Annotated in this window: 16 protein-coding genes; 6 read left to right on the top strand and 10 right to left on the bottom strand. The window is 69.2% G+C overall.

Features of this window, described 5'->3' with window-relative positions:
- The first annotated feature begins 202 nt into the window (after positions 1-202).
- Both J5T34_RS00580 and J5T34_RS00575 read left to right on the top strand, forming a co-directional pair.
- Positions 203-1,018, top strand: a complete 816-nt coding sequence (locus J5T34_RS00580) for an ABC transporter ATP-binding protein (protein WP_174108953.1) — start codon at positions 203-205, stop codon at positions 1,016-1,018.
- Between the two features lie 104 nt (positions 1,019-1,122).
- Complete coding sequence (locus J5T34_RS00575; RefSeq protein ID WP_208577433.1) at positions 1,123-2,370, top strand: phenylacetate--CoA ligase family protein; 1,248 nt, start codon at positions 1,123-1,125, stop codon at positions 2,368-2,370.
- 51 nt (positions 2,371-2,421) lie between these two features.
- Here J5T34_RS00575 and J5T34_RS00570 read toward each other — a convergent pair whose 3' ends face one another.
- Both J5T34_RS00570 and J5T34_RS00565 read right to left on the bottom strand, forming a co-directional pair.
- Entirely contained in the window at positions 2,422-2,841 is a 420-nt protein-coding gene (locus tag J5T34_RS00570; RefSeq protein ID WP_347880624.1) for a YbaN family protein, read from the bottom strand.
- A 104-nt stretch (positions 2,842-2,945) separates the two neighbouring features.
- On the bottom strand, positions 2,946-3,923 hold the full coding sequence (locus J5T34_RS00565; RefSeq protein WP_208577431.1) for an NAD(P)H-dependent flavin oxidoreductase: 978 nt from the start codon (positions 3,921-3,923) through the stop codon (positions 2,946-2,948).
- Positions 3,924-4,188: 265 nt separating this feature from the next.
- On the opposite strand from J5T34_RS00565, the gene J5T34_RS00560 reads away from it, so the two are divergent.
- Positions 4,189-6,735, top strand: a complete 2,547-nt coding sequence (locus J5T34_RS00560) for a hypothetical protein (RefSeq protein WP_208577429.1) — start codon at positions 4,189-4,191, stop codon at positions 6,733-6,735.
- Between the two features lie 192 nt (positions 6,736-6,927).
- Here the strand turns inward: J5T34_RS00560 and J5T34_RS00555 are convergent, their stop codons facing one another.
- From J5T34_RS00555 to J5T34_RS00520, 8 genes are all read right to left on the bottom strand, one after another.
- Positions 6,928-8,130 carry a class I SAM-dependent rRNA methyltransferase gene (locus J5T34_RS00555; protein ID WP_208577427.1) on the bottom strand — a complete coding sequence of 401 codons (1,203 nt, stop codon included), beginning with the start codon at positions 8,128-8,130 and terminating at the stop codon, positions 6,928-6,930.
- A 112-nt stretch (positions 8,131-8,242) separates the two neighbouring features.
- Positions 8,243-8,533 (bottom strand): DUF493 family protein, encoded by a 291-nt coding sequence (locus J5T34_RS00550; protein WP_053820987.1) that lies wholly within the window; start codon positions 8,531-8,533, stop codon positions 8,243-8,245.
- Between the two features lie 23 nt (positions 8,534-8,556).
- Positions 8,557-9,762 carry a D-alanyl-D-alanine carboxypeptidase family protein gene (locus J5T34_RS00545; RefSeq protein ID WP_208577425.1) on the bottom strand — a complete coding sequence of 402 codons (1,206 nt, stop codon included), beginning with the start codon at positions 9,760-9,762 and terminating at the stop codon, positions 8,557-8,559.
- A 114-nt stretch (positions 9,763-9,876) separates the two neighbouring features.
- A complete protein-coding gene (locus J5T34_RS00540) occupies positions 9,877-10,521 on the bottom strand; it encodes an alpha/beta hydrolase (protein WP_208577423.1) in 645 nt (214 codons plus the stop codon).
- A 92-nt stretch (positions 10,522-10,613) separates the two neighbouring features.
- Positions 10,614-10,934, bottom strand: coding sequence for a (2Fe-2S) ferredoxin domain-containing protein (locus tag J5T34_RS00535; protein WP_006578238.1), 321 nt, complete (start codon positions 10,932-10,934; stop codon positions 10,614-10,616).
- Between the two features lie 175 nt (positions 10,935-11,109).
- Positions 11,110-13,236 carry an ATP-dependent helicase gene (locus tag J5T34_RS00530; protein ID WP_208577421.1) on the bottom strand — a complete coding sequence of 709 codons (2,127 nt, stop codon included), beginning with the start codon at positions 13,234-13,236 and terminating at the stop codon, positions 11,110-11,112.
- 285 nt (positions 13,237-13,521) lie between these two features.
- On the bottom strand, positions 13,522-14,073 hold the full coding sequence (locus J5T34_RS00525) for a TlpA disulfide reductase family protein (RefSeq protein ID WP_208577419.1): 552 nt from the start codon (positions 14,071-14,073) through the stop codon (positions 13,522-13,524).
- A gap of 73 nt (positions 14,074-14,146) precedes the next feature.
- The gene (locus J5T34_RS00520; protein ID WP_208577417.1) at positions 14,147-14,671 is read right to left on the bottom strand and encodes a thioredoxin fold domain-containing protein; all 525 of its coding nucleotides are present in this window, start codon (positions 14,669-14,671) and stop codon (positions 14,147-14,149) included.
- A 125-nt stretch (positions 14,672-14,796) separates the two neighbouring features.
- Between J5T34_RS00520 and J5T34_RS00515 the strand changes: the two genes are divergently transcribed.
- The 3 genes from J5T34_RS00515 to J5T34_RS00505 are packed head-to-tail and all read left to right on the top strand — an operon-like array spanning position 14,797 to position 17,435.
- Positions 14,797-15,381: a hypothetical protein gene (locus tag J5T34_RS00515; RefSeq protein ID WP_208577415.1), complete on the top strand. Its 585-nt coding sequence runs from the start codon at positions 14,797-14,799 to the stop codon at positions 15,379-15,381.
- Positions 15,382-15,425: 44 nt separating this feature from the next.
- Positions 15,426-16,733: an MFS transporter gene (locus tag J5T34_RS00510; RefSeq protein ID WP_208577413.1), complete on the top strand. Its 1,308-nt coding sequence runs from the start codon at positions 15,426-15,428 to the stop codon at positions 16,731-16,733.
- 42 nt (positions 16,734-16,775) lie between these two features.
- Positions 16,776-17,435 (top strand): LysE family transporter, encoded by a 660-nt coding sequence (locus J5T34_RS00505; protein ID WP_208577411.1) that lies wholly within the window; start codon positions 16,776-16,778, stop codon positions 17,433-17,435.
- Positions 17,436-17,457 lie beyond the last annotated feature (22 nt).

The following is a 17,457-nucleotide window of genomic DNA, read 5'->3' as shown; positions in this document are numbered from 1 at the left end:
AACACGCTCCGCCATCCCCATGGTGTTCTCCCTCTCCCCCTCAGGGGGAGAGGGAGGTGGTTTGCAGACGCGAAGGCATGGCCACTGCCCTTGCCCTCTCCCCCGCCCCTCTCCCGCAAGCGGGAGAGGGGAGAACACCCCAGGCATGCATGCGCCTAGCACGCTGACCCCAGCGCGCGCGATATCACTACCGAGGTCCACCATGACCCTGCTGTCCATCAACAACATCGAAGTCATCTACGACCACGTGATCCTGGTGCTCAAGGGCGTGTCGCTCGACGTGCCCGAGGGCAGCATCGTGGCGCTGCTGGGGGCCAACGGGGCGGGCAAGACCACCACGCTGAAGGCGATCTCGAACCTGCTGCGCGCCGAGCGCGGCGATGTGACCAAGGGCTCGATCGAATACCGCGGCGCGCGCGTCGACCAGCTGACGCCGAACGATCTGGTCAAGCGCGGCGTGATCCAGGTGATGGAGGGCCGCCACTGCTTCGCCCATTTGACCATCGAGGAAAACCTGCTGACCGGGGCCTACACGCGCGGGCTGTCGCGCGGCGAGACGCGCGACGAGCTCGAGAAGATCTACACCTACTTCCCGCGCCTGAAGCTGCGCCGCAAATCGCAGGCCGGCTATACCTCGGGCGGCGAGCAGCAGATGTGCGCGATCGGCCGGGCCATGATGGCCAAGCCCAACATGGTGCTGCTCGACGAGCCGTCGATGGGGCTGGCGCCGCAGATCGTCGAGGAGATCTTCGAGATCGTGCGTGACCTGAATCAGCGCGAAGGCGTCAGCTTCCTGCTCGCCGAGCAGAACACCATGGTCGCGCTGCGCTATGCCGACTACGGCTACATCCTCGAAAACGGCCGCGTGGTGATGGATGGCGAAGCCGAGGCGCTGCGCACCAACGAGGACGTCAAGGAGTTCTACCTCGGCGTGGCCGCCAACGATGCCGACGGTGGCGGCCGCAAGTCGTTCCGCGACGTCAAGAGCTACCGCCGGCGCAAACGCTGGCTGGCCTGAGCGGCCGCGGACACGCGGGACCGCGCGGCCTCCTGCGCCGACACATTGCCTTGCCCGGCCGTGGCGACACCGCCCGGCACCCATTCACACCGACATCCGCCACCATGTCAGAACACTTCGACGCTCTCGAGACGCGCGACCCCGCCGCGCGCGAACAGGCCCTGCTGGCCGCGCTGTCGCGCCAGGTCGCGCATGCCAGGACGCACGCGCCTTACTTTGTCGAGGCGCTGCGCGATGTCGATCCGCAAACGCTGACGTCGCGCGAGGCGCTGGCCGCGTTGCCGGTCACGCGCAAGGCGCAGCTGAGCGCGCTGCAGCAGGCCAATGGCCCGCTCGGCGGACTGAACGCGACACCGCTCGGCGCACTGCGCCATATCTTTCAATCGCCCGGTCCGCTGCACGAACCCGACGGCCACGGTCCGGACTGGTGGCGCACCGCGCGGGCGATGTACGCGGCGGGCTTTCGTCGCGGCGAGCTGGTCTACAACACCTTCTCGTATCACTTCACGCCGGCCGGCATGATGATGGAAACCGGCGCGCACCGGCTGGGCTGCTGCGTGTTCCCGGCCGGCGTCGGCCAGACCGAGTCCCAGGTGCAGGCGCTGTCGATGCTGCGGCCCGCCGCCTACGCCGGCACGCCGTCCTTCCTGAAGATCCTGCTCGAGCGCGGCGCCGAGCTGGGCCAGCCGTGCAGCCTGGCCAAGGCCCTGGTGTCGGGCGAAGCGCTGCCGCCTTCGCTGCGCGCGTGGTTCGTCGAACGCGGCATCAAGGTGCATCAGATGTACGGCACCGCCGATGTCGGGCTGATCGCCTATGAAAGCGAGGGCGCCGACGGCTGGGTGGTCGACGAGGGCGTGCTGGTCGAAATCGTCGAGCCGGGCGGCACGCGGCCGATGCCGGAGGGGGAGGTCGGCGAGGTGGTGGTCACGGTGCTGGGCAACGAGGACTATCCGCTGATCCGCTTCGGCACCGGCGACCTGTCGGCGATCGTGCCCGGATCGTCGACGACACCGAGCCCGTGCGGCCGCACCAATATCCGGCTGCGCGGCTGGCTCGGACGCGCGGACCAGACCACCAAGGTCAAAGGGATGTTCGTCCATCCGGGCCAGATCGGCGAGGTGATGCGTCGCCATCCCGAACTGCGCGCGGTGCGCCTGGTGGTGACCGGCGCGCCCGGCGCCGACGTGATGACGCTGCATTGCGACGCCACGCGGGACGATCAGGCGCTGGCCGATGCGATCGTCGTGTCGATGCGGGACGTGATGCGGCTCAAGGGCGAGGTGAAGTTCGTGCCGGCCGGTTCGCTGCCGCAGGACGGCAAGGTCATCGAGGACGCGCGCAGCTACGACTAGTCCGGATCCGCCGAACCGCCCCGACCGCTACCGCTACCGGTACCGGTACCGCTAGCGTCGCGGCGGCGGTTCGGGGTTCGAAGGCGAGGCCGACCTGCCATAGCCGCCACGCGGCCGTGTCGGCAGATACAGCAGATAGGCGGTCGCCACGACGCCGATTGCCAGCACCGCGATCGAGAACGCCGGTCTGGCGCGCAGCAGCCAGGCGGTGGTCGGCAACGAAATCCACATCATCGCGATTGCCAGGATCTTGGCGCGCAGCGGGATGCTGCGGTGGCGCTGCCAGTCGTGCACGATCGGCCCGAGCCGGGGATGGCGCATCAGCCAGTCATGAAAGCGTTCGGAGCCGCGCGCGAAACAGGCCGCGGCGAGCAGCACGAACGGCGTGGCGGGCAGCACCGGCAGGAACACGCCGAGCACCGCCAGCAGCATGCAGACGATGCCGAGCGTGGCCCAGGCCGCGCGGACGATGCGTTCGCGGCGGCTGCGCCGGATCTCGGCAATGACGACAGGGGGTTTGTCCAGCGGGGAATCTCCGGCGGTCGGCAGGATCGACCGCGGTCGCGGTCATCCGGTCATCCAGCGGCGCACAGACGCGCCTTGGCCGCATCGTACTCGGCCTTCATGCTCGCGACAATCTCGCCGGCCGACTGGATCGCGTCGATCTGCCCCACGCCCTGACCGGCGCCCCAGATATCCTTCCACGCCTTGGCCTTGGAGCTGCCGCTGGAGAAGTCCATCTTGCTCTTGTCGGCCTGCGGCAGGTTCTCCGGATCGAGCCCCGAATTGAGGATGCTCTCGCGGATGTAGTTGCCGTGCACACCGGTGAACAGGTTGGTGTAGACGATATCGGCCGCCGCCGCACTGGTGATCGAACGCTTGTAGGCGTCGCTGGCATGCGCTTCCTGCGAGGCGATGAAGCGCGTGCCGACATAGGCGAAGTCCGCGCCCATCGCCTGCGCGGCCAGCACGGCCTCGCCGGTGGCGATCGAGCCCGACAACGCGATCGGGCCGTCGAAGATGCGGCGCACCTCGCCGACCAGCGCGAACGGCGACAGCGTGCCGGCATGGCCGCCGGCGCCCGCGGCGACCAGGATCAGGCCGTCGACGCCCGCCTCGATCGCCTTCTCGGCGTGGCGCAGGTTGATCACGTCGTGCAGCACGATGCCGCCATAGCTGTGCACCGCGTCGATCATCTCCTTGACCGGCGCGCGCAGCGAAGTGATGAAGATCGGCACCTTGTGCTCGACGCAGACGCGCACGTCCTGCTCCAGCCGCGCGTTGGACGCGTGCACGATCTGGTTGACCGCGATCGGGCCGACCCTGGCATCCGGATTGGCCGCGCGGTACGCCGCCAGCTCCTGCTGCATCTGCGTCAGCCATTCGTCGAGCAGCTCGGCCGGGCGCGCGTTCAGCGCCGGAAACGAGCCGACGATGCCGGCCTTGCACTGGGCCAGCACCAGTTCCGGATAGCTGACGATGAACATCGGCGACGCGATCACGGGCAGCGTCAGGTTCTGCAGGGCTGGGGGGATGTGTTTGGCGGCGGGCATGGTGTCTCCTGAACCACGGAAGCGAGGCGTGGCATCGGTGTTCTGAACGGTCGTTCGATTATAGGGAGTTTCTTCTGCTCGCCGTTAGAAGCGACGGTCTAGGAACAGAACGGCGCGCGACCCTGTGCGGCGCCCGGCAGCCGACCCGAAATGACCGCGAAGCCCGGCCGTTCCAGTGCCAATGAAGACGTCGATTTCGCAATAGTGCCGGTGGGGGCAGGACTCGACAATCGGATCCCCTTGCCAGGAGACTCCGATGAAAAGAATGCGCCTGACCGGACCCGAGCGGTCCGCCGCCGACTGGTCCGCGAACCTGCCATCCCCGCTCCCGTCCACGCCTCCGTCCCCGCCTCCGTCCCCGCCCCAATCCATGCAGCCGGCTGCGTTGCCGCTGCCGAGCCAGGCTCCCGCCGCCATCCGTCTCGAGCCTGCCGCCAGGCCGGCCGACGGCGGGCGCGACTGGTGGCAACTGGCCCAACCGCTGGCGCGCGTCGCCCGATTTCTGCCCTTGCGCGACGGCGTTCGTCTGGCGGCGACGAGCGCGACCCTGCGCGGCATCGTGCGGCCGCATATCGGTATCGAGCGGACCCGCGCACAGCAGGTCGGCTCGCTGTGGCGCCTGCGCGAAGTGCTCGGCAGCCTGGCCCGCATGCCGGTCGACGATCAGGGCAGGCTCGACGTGCTGCTCGCCCTGCTCGAGCGGCTGCGCTGGCTGCCGTGGAAGGAAGCCCTGGCGGGATGGCAGGCGGTCCTGAAAGCGGGCGGCGAAGGTTTGGCGACGGCGCATGCGCGCGCCAGCCTGTGCGCCGGCCTGGCGCAACACGTGCGCCGTACCCTTGCGCAGTGGGCAATTGGCGAACCGTACCGGCGCCTGTGCCCGCTCCCGTTCCTTCCATTTGACCGTCCCGACTGTCCGGATGCCGGGACGGTGCTCGCCGCATGCGCGCACGGTCTCGATGCCCTGCGCGAGTTCGCCAGCGCGCTGCACGACCCCAGGCGGCAGACCCACGCCATGCTCACGGTCCATGGTGCGCTGGCGTTCCTGCATGCCAAGGCTGCCCTGCCCTGGGACCATCAGCGTTGGCCGTTCGACATCGCCGTATGGCTCGAACGCATTGCGACCCTGAACCGGTCCGACCGTCGCGCCGCGCTCGATGCGGCCGCGGGCTGCGCGTTGATCATGGTGCCGGCGCAGGCGCGCGCCGCCCGTGCCGAGGCGGTGTGCCGGGCGGTGCTGGCCGAAGCGGCCCGCTGGGCCCCGGCCGATCGCGTCATGGCGTGGCAAGCGCTGGCGACGATCAATCCGCTGATCGATGCGCCGCCCATCGGACTGGTCGCCGGCCCCGACCGAATCTGGCGCGCCGTGATGGCCGATGCGGCGAGCCTGCCGGGGACCGAGATCGTGGCCCTGGCGAGCGCCGTGCTCGACGATGCCGGGCCGGCCGAGGTCCTCGGACCCGAGGCGCTCGCGCAGGACATCTGGGAACTGGCCGGGCTGCCGCAACTCGCTTCGTCCCAACGCGCCGCGCTGTGGGCCGCGGCCGCCCCCTTGCTGCCGCGCGAACGCCTGTGGCAAGCCAGGGAGACGTTGCTCGACGATTGCATTCGCCACGGCCTGGATGCGGCAAGACGCGAGCCGCTTTACCGGCTGACCGCGCAGATGTCGGCAGGCTGGACCGGCGACCCGCAATGGCTGCCCAGCCAGTTGGAAGTGCAACGGCGTGCCGACTTGCTGGCGCCGCACGCCCCCGAACTGGCCGCCGTCTTGTATCGGCCCTTGATCGACCAGTTTCCCCGCATCCATGGCGCGATGATCCTGCTGCCCGGCAATCCCGTCTCGTTGACGTCGTCGGCATGGGCGGAGCGGCTGCTGAACGGCATCCTGCTCCTGCCGGCGCAATCCCTGCGTGACGACTTGAGCGGCAGGCTGCTTCCCTTTGTCGAGCGCAAGCGGTCGCAGGCGCTGCTGGCGTCGCGCTTCGATGCACTGGGCCCGCGCATGCGGTTGCACTGGCTGATCCGGGCGAGCGCCGGCCACCGCTGGGTCGACCTGACAGCGGTCAACGGCATGCTGGAGGCGTTGGCCGCGCTGGAGCACGACGATATGGAACGCCGCAAGCGGGCGGCGTCGATGACGGAGGTGGCGGAGATCCTGGTCGCCCATGCGTCGGGCGCGAAAGCCGCTGCGCGCTGCCTTGCCGGTTTGCTGGACCGCATCGCCGATCTCGATCTGGGCAGCGAGCCCGCCCTGGCCCAGGCTTTGGCCGCCCTGGCCATCGTGGCCCTCCATCGCGCGGTGGCCTCCAGGTCCAACGGGGACCCGCCGGCCGATGCGCTGTCGGAGGCCGAACTGCGCCAGCTGGTGGTCGACGTCGACCGTGCGTTCGCCAGGCTCGCGGCCATACCGGCAGAGCAGCGGCAAGCCGCGCTGCGGCTGCTCGCAACACGCAATGCCGAGCACGGCTGGAATGTGGAGCGGACGGCGTTTGGCACCAGGCACATGCTGAGACTGATTCGTTCGCTGCCACCAATGCTGCGCGTGCCGCTGTTGCTGGACCGGCTACACGCCTCTGTCGGAGGCAGGAACCTCTGGCGGGACGAAATGATGCAATGGTGCGAGGCGGTTGACGAGATACCGCTGCAGGACCGGTCGGCCTTGCTTTTCGCCACCGCGCCATTGTTCTGCGAAGAACCGATCTTCCTGACACGCGGCGATGGGGGCATGGCGGATCTGAAGGCCCAGTGGCGCGTGATGCGCGCACAGTGGCAGCAGGCCATGGTCTCGCTGGCGGCCCTCGATCCTGCGCCGTAAGCGCTCGCCGTGCGCCGAGCGGCAAAAAAAAGCCCCGCGTCCGGGGCGGGGCAATTACCACGAAGACTGATACATCGACGGCGGGCACCTGCCAATGCCGAAGCCGTCAACGGCATGGTAGAGCGGCAATATGACGATCCGGCGTCGAGCCGGTGACGTCTCGATGAAGGGATCGCCTGGGCTGCCTGGCGCTCACACGCGCTGCAGCAGCAGCCCCTTCAGATATTCGCCTTCGGGGAAGGCCGCCAGCATCGGATGGTCGGTGCCGGCCGACAGGCGGCGCAGGATGCGCGCATCGACGCGCGCGTCGGTCGCCGCGCCGGCGACGATCTTGTGGAACAGCTCCATGCCGATCGCGCCCGAGCACGAGTAGGTGAACAGCAGCCCGCCCGGGCGCAGCAGCTGCATGCCGACCAGATTGATTTCCTTGTAGGCGCGCGCGGCGCGGTCGATATGCTGGGCCGACGGCGCGAACTTCGGCGGGTCCAGCACGATCAGGTCGAACTGGCGTTCCTCGGCGCGGAACTGCCGCAGCGACTTGAACACGTCCGCGTCGAGCCAGGTCGCGCGCGCCGCATCGAAGCCGTTCAGCGCGACATTGCCCTCGGCGATCTTCAGCGCCTCGCCCGACGAGTCGATCGACACCACCGAGGCCGCGCCGCCGCGCAGTGCCGCCAGCGAGAAGCCGCCGGTATAGCAGAAGCAGTTCAGCACCTCGCGCCCGTCGGCCAGATCGCCGACCAGCTTGCGGTTGTCGCGCTGATCGACATAGAAGCCGGTCTTGTGGCCGTTGCGGACATCGACGTAGTAGCGCACGCCGTGTTCGGTGACCGACAGCTCCGGGTCGGGTTCGGCGCCGGCCAGCACGCCGGTCACCAGTTCGAGTCCCTCGCGCTCGCGCACCGCGGCGTCGGAGCGCTCGTAGACGTTCGGGCAGCCGGTTTCCTTGATCAGCGCCTGCACGATCGCGTCCTTCCACTGCTCGACGCCGGCGGCGTTGAACTGGCAGACCAGCTGCGCGTGCTCGGTGCCGCGGCCGGCGCCGTAGTAGTCGACCACCAGGCCCGGCAGCCGGTCGGCCTCGCCGAACACCAGCCGCACCGCATCGCTGTCGCTGACCCACTGGCGGCGATGCGCGACCGCGGTGGCGACGCGGCGCTTGATCAGCGCATGATCGACCGGCTCGTTCTCGTCGAAGGTCCACACACGCGCGCGAATCTGCGAGTGCGGGCTGTAGGCCGCCTTGGCGAGGAAGCGCCCGTCGGCGGCGCGCACCGTGATGGTCGCGCCGAGCTCGGCGCGACCCTCGACGCGGTCGATGCCGGTCGCATAGATCCAGGGATGGCGGCGCAGCAGGGATTTTTCCTTGCCGGGCTTCAGGGTCAGCGTATTCATGATTCGAGGGAGGCAGCGAGCGCGAGATCCGTGCTCACTGGTTGCTCCCCTCTCCCGCTTGCGGGAGAGGGGCCGGGGGAGAGGGCAAGCAGCGTTGAAAGCCGCTGAAACGTTACAGCACCACCTTGACCATCGGATGCGCGGTCAGGGCGCGATACAGATCGTCGAGCTGCTCGCGGCTGGTGACCCAGACCGTCACGGTCAGGCCCAGGTAGTTGCCGTTGCGCGAGGGGCGCATTTCCATCTTGCCGGCATGAAAGCCGGGGTCGAATTCCTGCACCAGCGTGACGATGGCCTCGGCGAAGCCGTCCTGCATGGCGCCCATCACCTTGATGGGGAAATCGCTCGGGTATTCGATCAGCGAAGGCTGGTCGCGCCCGTTGTCGGTGTTGTCGGCGCTCATCGCGGCGGCCTCCTTGTTGCGTATTACTTGCGCTTGAACCACAGGCGGATGGTGTCCCAGATGCGGCCGAAGAAGCCGGCTTCCGGCACCTCTTCCAGCGCCACCACCGGGAATTCCGCCACCTTGCTGGTGCCGTCCATCAGCTTGACGGTGCCGACCTGCTGGCCGGCCGAGATCGGCGCCACCAGCAGCTCCTGGCGTTCCAGCACCGGCTTCAGACGGCCCGCGGTGCCCTTCGGCACGGTCACATAGGTCTCGTCGCGGACGCCGATCTTGATGGTGTCGTTCTTGCCCTTGTAGATGTCCGGCGTGGCCAGCACCTGGCCCTTGTCGTACAGGCGCAGCGTGTCGAAGAACTGGAAGCCGTAGTTCAGCACCTTCAGGCTTTCCTGCGTGCGGACCTGTTCGCTGGTGGTGCCGATCACGATCGAGATCAGCCGGCGCGAGCCGTTCGGCACGTTGGCCAGCGGGCGCTTGGCCGAGGAAATCAGGCAGTAGCCCGCCGAGCGGGTGTGGCCGGTCTTGACGCCGTCCACGGTCGAATCGATGTACAGCAGGCGGTTGCGGTTGGGCTGCTTGATCTTGTTATAGGTGAACTCCTTCTGCGAGTACATGCTGTAGTACTCGGGGAAGTCCTGGATCAGGCGCGTGGTCAGGATCGCCAGGTCCGCCGCGGTGGTGTAGTGGTTCGGGTCGGGAATGCCGTCGGTATTCGTGAAGTGCGTGCTCTTCATGCCCATGCGCTGGGCCTCGCGGTTCATCATCGCGACGAAGCCTTCCTCCGAGCCGCCGACCGCTTCGGCCAGCGCGAGCGCGGCATCGTTGCCCGATTGCACGATCAGGCCCATCAGCAGGTCCTGCACCGTGACCGGCTTGTTCGGCTCGATGAACATGCGCGACTCGTCGCTCTTGACCTTCAGCACGAGATTGGTCGGCACCACGGCCTGGTCCAGCGTCAGGCGCTTTTCCTTCAGCGCCTGGAAGGCCAGGTAGGCGGTCATGATCTTGGTCAGCGAAGCCGGTTCGATGCGGGCGTCGGCATTCTGCGAGCCGAGCGCCTGGCCGCTGGTGACATCAAAGAGCATCCACGCCTTGGCTGCCACCTGCGGCATCGGCACGGCCTGCGCGCGCACCGTCAGCGGTGCGCTGGCGAGCGCGAGCGCGGCGGCGCTGGCCAGCAGGGTGTGGGCGATGCGGTGGGAGAACAGCGGCGAAGCTTGATTGAACATGTTTTCAGGTTCCGACAAGAGAGAAAGGGCAGCATCGCGCCGCCACGCGGACGTGGCGGCGGGGCAAGGAACGGCGGCCACGGATTGCCATGGCCGCCCGCTCAATGCCCGGGCTCAGCGCTGCCACGCATTGACGACGAGCTGCTTGATCAGATGCAGCTTGCGATGGAAGAAATGGTCCGCGCCGGGGATCACCGTGACCGGCAGCTCCTGCGGCCGCGCCCAGTCGAGCACGCTGGCCAGCGGCACGGTCTCGTCCTGCTCGCCATGGATCACGATGGTGTCGGCGGGAACGTCGGCGACCTGCCAGCGCGAGGCCGCGGTGCCGACCATTGCCAGGCGCTCGGCCGGCGTGCCGGCCTCGGCCAGGCGCCGCGCCACATGGCTGACGACGAAGCTGCCGAACGAGAAGCCGGCCAGCGCCAGCGGCAGCGTCGCCGCGTCGGCGGACCAGTCGCGCTGCTGGCGCATCCATGCGATCACCGCCAGCAGGTCGTCCTGCTCGCCCTGGCCGTTGTCATGCTGGCCGGCGGTGCCGCCGACGCCGCGAAAGTTCGGCCGCACGGTGGCATAGCCCAGCTGCACGAAGGCGCGCGCCAGCGTCTGCGCGACCTTGTTGTCCTTGGTGCCGCCAAACAGCGGATGCGGATGGCCGACCAGCGCGAGGCCGCGCACCGGCGCGGCCTGCGGCAGGTCGACCGAGACGTCGATCGCGCCGGCGGGACCGGCAACGGTGAGTACCTGGGTATGCGCGTTCATGGCAGGAAGGCAAAAATCCGGGAACGAATCCGGGAACGAATCGGGAACGAAAGTGGGCGGCGATGGCGGCGGATGCGGTCCGAGCGCGGCGCTCAGCGATCCACCATCAGACGTTCGACCGGCTTGCCGTGGATCAGATGGCTGTCGATGATTTCGTCGATGTCCTGCTCGTCGACGAATGTGTACCAAACGGCCTCCGGGTAGACCACCAGTACCGGGCCGAGTTCACAGCGGTTCAGGCAGCCGGCCTTGTTGATCCGCACCCGGCCCTCGCCGCCGGCGATGCCCAGCTCCTTGCAACGCTTCTTGGCGTATTCCTGCATCGCCTTGGCGTTGTGGTTGGCGCAGCAGTTTTCGCCCGGCTCGCGCTGATTCAGGCAGAAGAAGACGTGGTGCTGGTAGTAGCTGCTCATGCGTGGGAGGGCGTGCGGCACGTGCGGCGGAGCCGCGCGCGGCCTAGTGCCGGTCGGAACGGTGGGAAGCTCGGAATTATACGGCGAGCCGGGGGCCGTTTCGACCGCACGGCGGCGTCTGCGGCGCGGAACCGTGCCAGGTGTTAGCTATGACGCACAGCATTTGCGCCGACGTTCATCGCCACATATTGCGCATGCGCGCCGCCAGATCGACGGCCGGCAGCGACGCGCGCTGTGGGGCCGCATCGACGGGCGGGGGCGGCGGCCAGGCCCGGCTGTGGAAATGCGGCATCACGCGATTGGGCAGGAAGCGCGTGCGCGACGCATAGACGTGGCGATCGCCCATGCCGGGCTGCTGATGCACGTAGAAGCGCTGCGGCACGACGATGTCGAGATGGTCGCGGGCGCGGGTCATCGCGACATAGAGCAGACGGCGCTCTTCCTCGATCTCCTCGGTCGTGCCGGTGGCCAGGTCGGACGGCAGGCAGCCGTCGACCGCGTTCAGCACGTAGACCGCCTTCCACTCCTGGCCCTTGGCCGAATGGATCGTCGACAGGATCAGATAGTCCTCGTCGCGCAGCGGCACGCCCGATTCGTCGCTGGAGGCGTCAGGCGGGTCCAGCGTCAGCTCGGTCAGGAAGCGTTCGCGCGAGCCGTAGGTGGCCGCGATGCGCGCCAGCTGCTGCAGGTCGGCGGCGCGTGCGGCGGCATCGTCGTGCAGGCGTTCCAGGTGCGGCTCGTACCAGCGCAGCACGCGTTCGAAGTCGACCGGCCATGCCGCCGCCGGCGCCATCGCCTCGCGCGCCAGCGCGACCAGTTCCGACCACGTTTCGGCCGCCGCCGGCGGCGCTTCGAACGATTCGAGCGCGAACAGCGGATCGTTGGCCAGCTCCAGCCCGTCCAGCACGCGCGCTGCCGTTTTCGGCCCGACGCCCGGCATCAGCTGCAGCGTGCGAAAGCCCGCCATGCGGTCGCGCGGATTCTCCAGCCAGCGCAGCGCCGCCAGCATGTCCTTGACGTGGGTCGACTCGAGGAATTTGAGGCCGCCGAACTTGACGAACGGGATGTTGCGGCGGACCAGTTCGAGTTCGAGCTGTGCGCTGTGATCGGCGGCGCGAAACAGCACCGCCTGCGCCATCAGCGCCAGCCCTTCCTCGCGCCGCGCGAGGATGCGCTCGACCACGAAGCGGGCCTGCTCGGTCTCGTCGTTGACCACCACCACGCCCGGTTTTTCGGCGCTGGCGCGGTCGGACCACAGGTCCTTGGTGAAACGCTCGGCCGCCAGCCCGATCACCGCGTTGGCGGCGGCCAGGATCGGCTGCGTCGAGCGATAGTTGCGCGACAGCGTGACCTGTCCGGCCGGCGGCGAGAACCGCTGCGGGAAGTCGAGGATATTGCGCACGGTGGCGCCGCGGAACGCGTAGATCGACTGCGCGTCGTCACCGACCACGGTCAGGCCGCGGCCGTCGGGTTTGAGCGCGAGCAGGATCGACGCCTGCAGCGCATTGGTGTCCTGGTATTCGTCGACCAGCACGTGGTCGAAGCGCTCGCCCATGTCGCGCGCCAGCGCCGGCTCGGCCAGCGCCTGCGCCCAGTACAGCAGCAGGTCGTCGTAGTCGAGCACCTGCTGCTTCTGCTTGGCCTCGACATAGCCGGCGAACAGCGCGCGCAGTGCGTCCGCCCACATCGCATAGCGCGGAAACTGCCGCTGCAGCACCTCTTCCAGCGGCAACTGGGTGTTGACCACGCGCGAATAGATCGCCAGGCACGTTTCCTTGCGCGGAAAGCGCGCGTTCTGTGCCGACAGGCCGAGGTCGTGGCGCACCACGTTGATCAGGTCGGCCGAATCGCCGCGGTCGCTGATCGTGAAGGACGGCGACAGGCCCAGCGTTTCGGCATATTCGCGCAACAGGCGCGCGCCGACCGCGTGGAAGGTGCCGGCCCATTGCAGCGCGGCGCGGCCGGGATTGGCCGACGAGGCGGTGCCGTTGCGTTTGGCAAACGCCTGGTCGACGATGCGCTCGACGCGCCGGCCCATCTCGACCGCGGCGCGGCGCGAGAAGGTCAGCAGCAGGATGCGGCGCGGATCGGCGCCGCCCAGCAGCAGATGCGCGACCCGGTGCGCCAGCGTATTGGTCTTGCCCGAGCCCGCGCCGGCGATGATCAGCAGCGGCCGGTCGGTGGCGTGCTCGACCGCTTCGCGCTGCTCGGGGTTGAGCGCGGCGAGATAGTCGGCCGGATCGGCCGGGTCGGCGGGGGCGGCCGGAGCGGAGGCGGGAGCAGGAGCGAGAGCGACGGACACAGGAGCGGGCGAGGGCGAAAAGCGGAAATGTTCGCCGCAGACTGTATATCCATACAGATGTGTTGGGCAAGCGGGGGATTGCCGAAGGGACGTGAAGGGCGCTTTTGCTGTGGTGACGCCCGAGTTGCCCTCTCCCCCGGCCCCTCTCCCGCGAGCGGGCGAGGGGAGCAAACCGGCAGCCTTGCCGAGTGCTTGCGGGGTTCTCCCTCTCCCGCTTGCGGGAGAGGGGCGGGGAGAGGGCAAGGGCGCCGGCATACCGCCACCGACCCTCTCCCTGTCAGCTCATCAAACCGCCTTGCCCAGCGCCTGATCCAGCAGCTTGTGCAGGCTGTCCCATTCCGGCTCGCCCACATAGCGCTTCAGGATGCGGCCGTCCTTGTCCACCACGAAGGTGGTTGGCGTCAGCTGCACGTCGCCGAAGGCCTTGGCCGCCGAGCCGTCCGAGTCGAGCGCGACCTTGAACGGCAGCTGGCGCGTCTCGGTGAAATTGGTCACATACATCGGCGGGTCGTAGCTCATCGCCACCGCGACGAAGTCCAGGCCCTTGTCCTTGAACTGCTGGTAGGTGCGCACCATGTCCGGCATCTCCTTGACGCAGGTGGTGCAGCTGGTGGCCCAGAAGTTGACCATATAGACCTTGCCCTGCAGCTGCGCGGTGCTGACGCGCTCGCCGGACAGCAGCACGAAGGTGGCCTGCGGGGCGTGCCGGGCCGGCGTCAGCGCGCGGTAGCCGAACCAGCCGAGCAGGACCAGCACCAGCAGGCCCACGATCAGCGGCCAGCGCTTGCGCGGCGCGGCGGAGGCGGGACGTTCCGGTTGGGAGGCGGACGAAGTCATGATGGGCCGACCGAAGGAAGGGGGAGAAGCCGCCATTCTAGCGCTGGGGGTGGGGAGGGCGCTGGCGTCATGGTCAGCGTCCGCCGGTCGTCGTCGCGACCGCGGCACGCGCGGTGTCGAGCGACTGTTCCAGATAGGCACCGTAGAAATCGGGCTGCATGCCGCGCAGCGGCGGCGCGGCCGGGCGGCCTCTGCCGTCGAGGAACAGCACCGTCGGCGCGAAGCGGATGCCGTGCGCGCGGGCCCAGGCTCGGGCCGTGGTGACCCGGCCCTCGGCGTCGCGAATCGGCGTGGCGGCGCTCATGTCGAGCTCGCGCGCCGCGATCTGGCCGGCGGCGGCTTGCGGTCCCAGGTAGTTACGCCGTACCGCCTCGCAATAGCCGCAGTTCGGCAGCGTCACCAGCACCACCAGCGGTTCGCCGCGCTGGCTGGCCGCGCGGGTTTCCGCCGCCAGGTCGCTGACCGCCGGCAGATGCGCGGCGCCCGCCGCCTGCGCCGGGGGCGCGGCCAGCGTCAGCAGCAGGCCGGTCAGCAGGGTCAGGGCGGCGCCCCCCCGCCATGCCGCGCCGATGCCGCGTGCCGAAAAGTCCAAAAACATAATGAAATATCGAGATTAGAAAGACACTGCGCCAGTGCCTGATCCCCGATAATAGCGGCTTGGCTGCACCCCTGCCGGGGTGGCCTGCCGTACCCTTTTTCCGACCCGTCTTTCCCCGACTTTCGATGTCTCGCCTTTCGTTCCTCCGCCGGCCGGCCCGGTGTTGCGCCGGCCTGGCGGTGGCCGCGCTGCTCGCCTGCTCGCCGCGCTACGACTGGCGCACGATCCAGTCCAACGAGGGCGGGTACGCCGCGCTCTATCCGGGCAAGCCGACCAGCGCCGCGCGCGATGTCGCCATTGCCGGCCGCAAGTTGCCGATGACGATGGAGGCGGCGCGCGTCGACGAGACGCTGTTCGCGGTCGGGGTGGTCAGCCTCCCGGGCGACGACGCGGCGCTGCGCGCGGAGGCGTTGTCGGCGATGCAGACCGGTCTGCTCGCCAATCTGGGCAACGCGCCGACCGAGCCGGTGCAGACGCGCGCGGTCACCGTGATGTCGTCGGCCCAGCCGCCGGTGGCGCTGCCCGGGATCGAGATCCGGGTGGCCGGCGTCTCGCCGCAGGACAAGACGCCGCGCCGGCTGACCGCGCGGCTGGTCGCCAAGGGCAGCAAGGTCTACCAGGCGGTCGTGCTAGAGGCCGGCGATGCCGCGCGCGACCAGCGCCAGGCCGAGCAGGTCGAGCAGTTCCTGGCCGGCTTCCATCCGTTCTGATGCGTTCCCGTACCGGCCCGCGCAGCAGCCGTCCCGGCTTGTCCATGCGTCCGTCCTCGCTGCTGCGCCGCGGCGAGGGGGCGCTGGTGTTCGTCTGCTTCGCCGCGGCCTACGTGCTGTCGTACGGACTGCGCACCATCAACGCGGTGATCGCGCCCGAGCTGATCGCCGACATGCGGCTGTCGAACGCCGACCTGGGCCTGCTGTCGTCGGCCTACTTTCTGGCCTTCGCCGCGATGCAGCTGCCGGTCGGCCAGTGGCTGGACCGGCGCGGCGTGCGGCGCGTCGAAACCGTGCTGTTGCTGATCGCCGCCCTCGGCGCGCTGGTGTTTGCCCTGGCCGGCTCCGCGGCGAGCCTGTGGCTGGGGCGGGCGCTGATCGGCGCCGGCGTGTCGGCCTGCCTGATGGCTTCCTACACCGCCTATCGCCGCTGGTTTCCGACCGCGCGGCAGAGCCAGCTGTCGGTCTGGATGCTGGTCGCCGGCAGCGGCGGCGCGCTGATGACGACGCTGCCGGTGCAGGCGGTGCTGCCATGGCTCGGCTGGCGCGGCGTGTTCCTGGTGATGGCCGGCCTGCTGCTGGTGTCGGCGCTCGCGCTGTATCGGGGCCTCGCGCGGGTCGAGCGGCGCAGTGCGCGGCTGGCGCGCGGCGCCGAGCGGACCAGGGCGTTCGTCGACAGCGCGGACGGCCTTCACGACACGCCCGCGCTGCCGACCGGCGAGATGGCCGGCGGCTATCGCGCGCTGCTGCGCCATCCGGCCTTCGTCCGCGTGCTGCCTTTCGGCCTGCTGAATCAGGCGGGCTTCATGGCGGTGCAGACGTTGTGGGTCGGCCCGTGGCTGGTCGACGTGCTCGGCTTCGCGCCGGACCGCAGCGCGCAGATCCTGTTCCTGTTCAATATCGCGCTGCTGTCCGGCTATCTGCTGCTGGGCTGGCTGGCGCCGCGGCGCGCGCGCGACCCGGTCGAGTCCGCGCGGCTGGTGATGATCGGCGCCGGGCTGACGCTGGTGCTGCAGGCGGCGATCGTCGCCTGGACCGCGCCGGCGGCCTGGCTGCTGTGGCCGCTGCTCGCGATGTGCGCGAGCACGCTGTCGCTGATCCTCAGCACGCTGAGCCTGGCGTTTCCCGCCGAGGTGGCGGGGCGCGCCAATACCACCTACAACCTGCTGGTGTTCGGCGGCAGCTTCCTGATCCAGTGGGGGCTGGGCGTGGCGATCGACCTGTTCCGCGGGGCCGGGCTGCCGCAGGCCGACGCCTTCCGCGCGGCGCTGGGCGGCCTGCTGGCGCTGCAGCTGGCCGGGTATCTGTGGTATGCGCTGGTGCCGCGGCTGTGGCGGCGGGCCGCGGTCTGAGCGTCGCCGATTGAATCTGGAAAAACAGGAAGGGAGCAAATCATGCGTTGGGAAATCTGGCTCGCCTATTTCGCGGCCTGCTGGGCGATCGCCGTCTCCCCGGGCTCGGGGGCCGTGCTATCGATGAGCCACGGGCTGTCCTATGGGCTGCGCAAGACCACCACGACGATCCTCGGCCTGCAGACCGGGCTGCTGATCGTGCTGCTGGTCGCCGGCGGCGGGCTCGGTGCGCTGCTGATCGCGTCCGAGCATGCCTTCGCGGCGGTCAAGACGATCGGCGCGCTGTACCTGATCTATCTGGGCGTACAGCAATGGCGGGCACGCGTCGAGCTGGAGCCGGCCGAAGCGAACGGCGAGGGCAAGGCCGCGAGCGGCATCCGCGTGGCCGCGATGAGTCCGCGCCGGCGTTTTGCCACCGGCCTGCTGACCAATGTCACCAACCCGAAGGGCATCGTGTTCATGGTCGCGGTGCTGCCGCAGTTCATCGATGCAGCGCGGCCGCTGGCGCCGCAGCTGGCGATCCTCGCCGTGACGATGTGCGCGGTCGACCTGATCGTGATGCATGGCTACGCGCTGCTGGCCTCGCGCATGCAGGGGCTGTTCCGCGACGCGCGCGCGATGCGCTGGCAGAACCGCGTGTTCGGCAGCGTGCTGATGGCGGTCGGCGCCGCGCTGTTCTTCGTGCGGCGCCAGCCGGGCTGAGCGATGTCGGAGGGAGCCGGCT

It is taken from the genome of Cupriavidus gilardii (assembly GCF_017598945.1).
Classification (GTDB): domain Bacteria; phylum Pseudomonadota; class Gammaproteobacteria; order Burkholderiales; family Burkholderiaceae; genus Cupriavidus; species Cupriavidus gilardii_E.
Note: the sequence above shows the minus strand (reverse complement) of the source record. Positions and strands in the feature narration are given on the sequence as shown.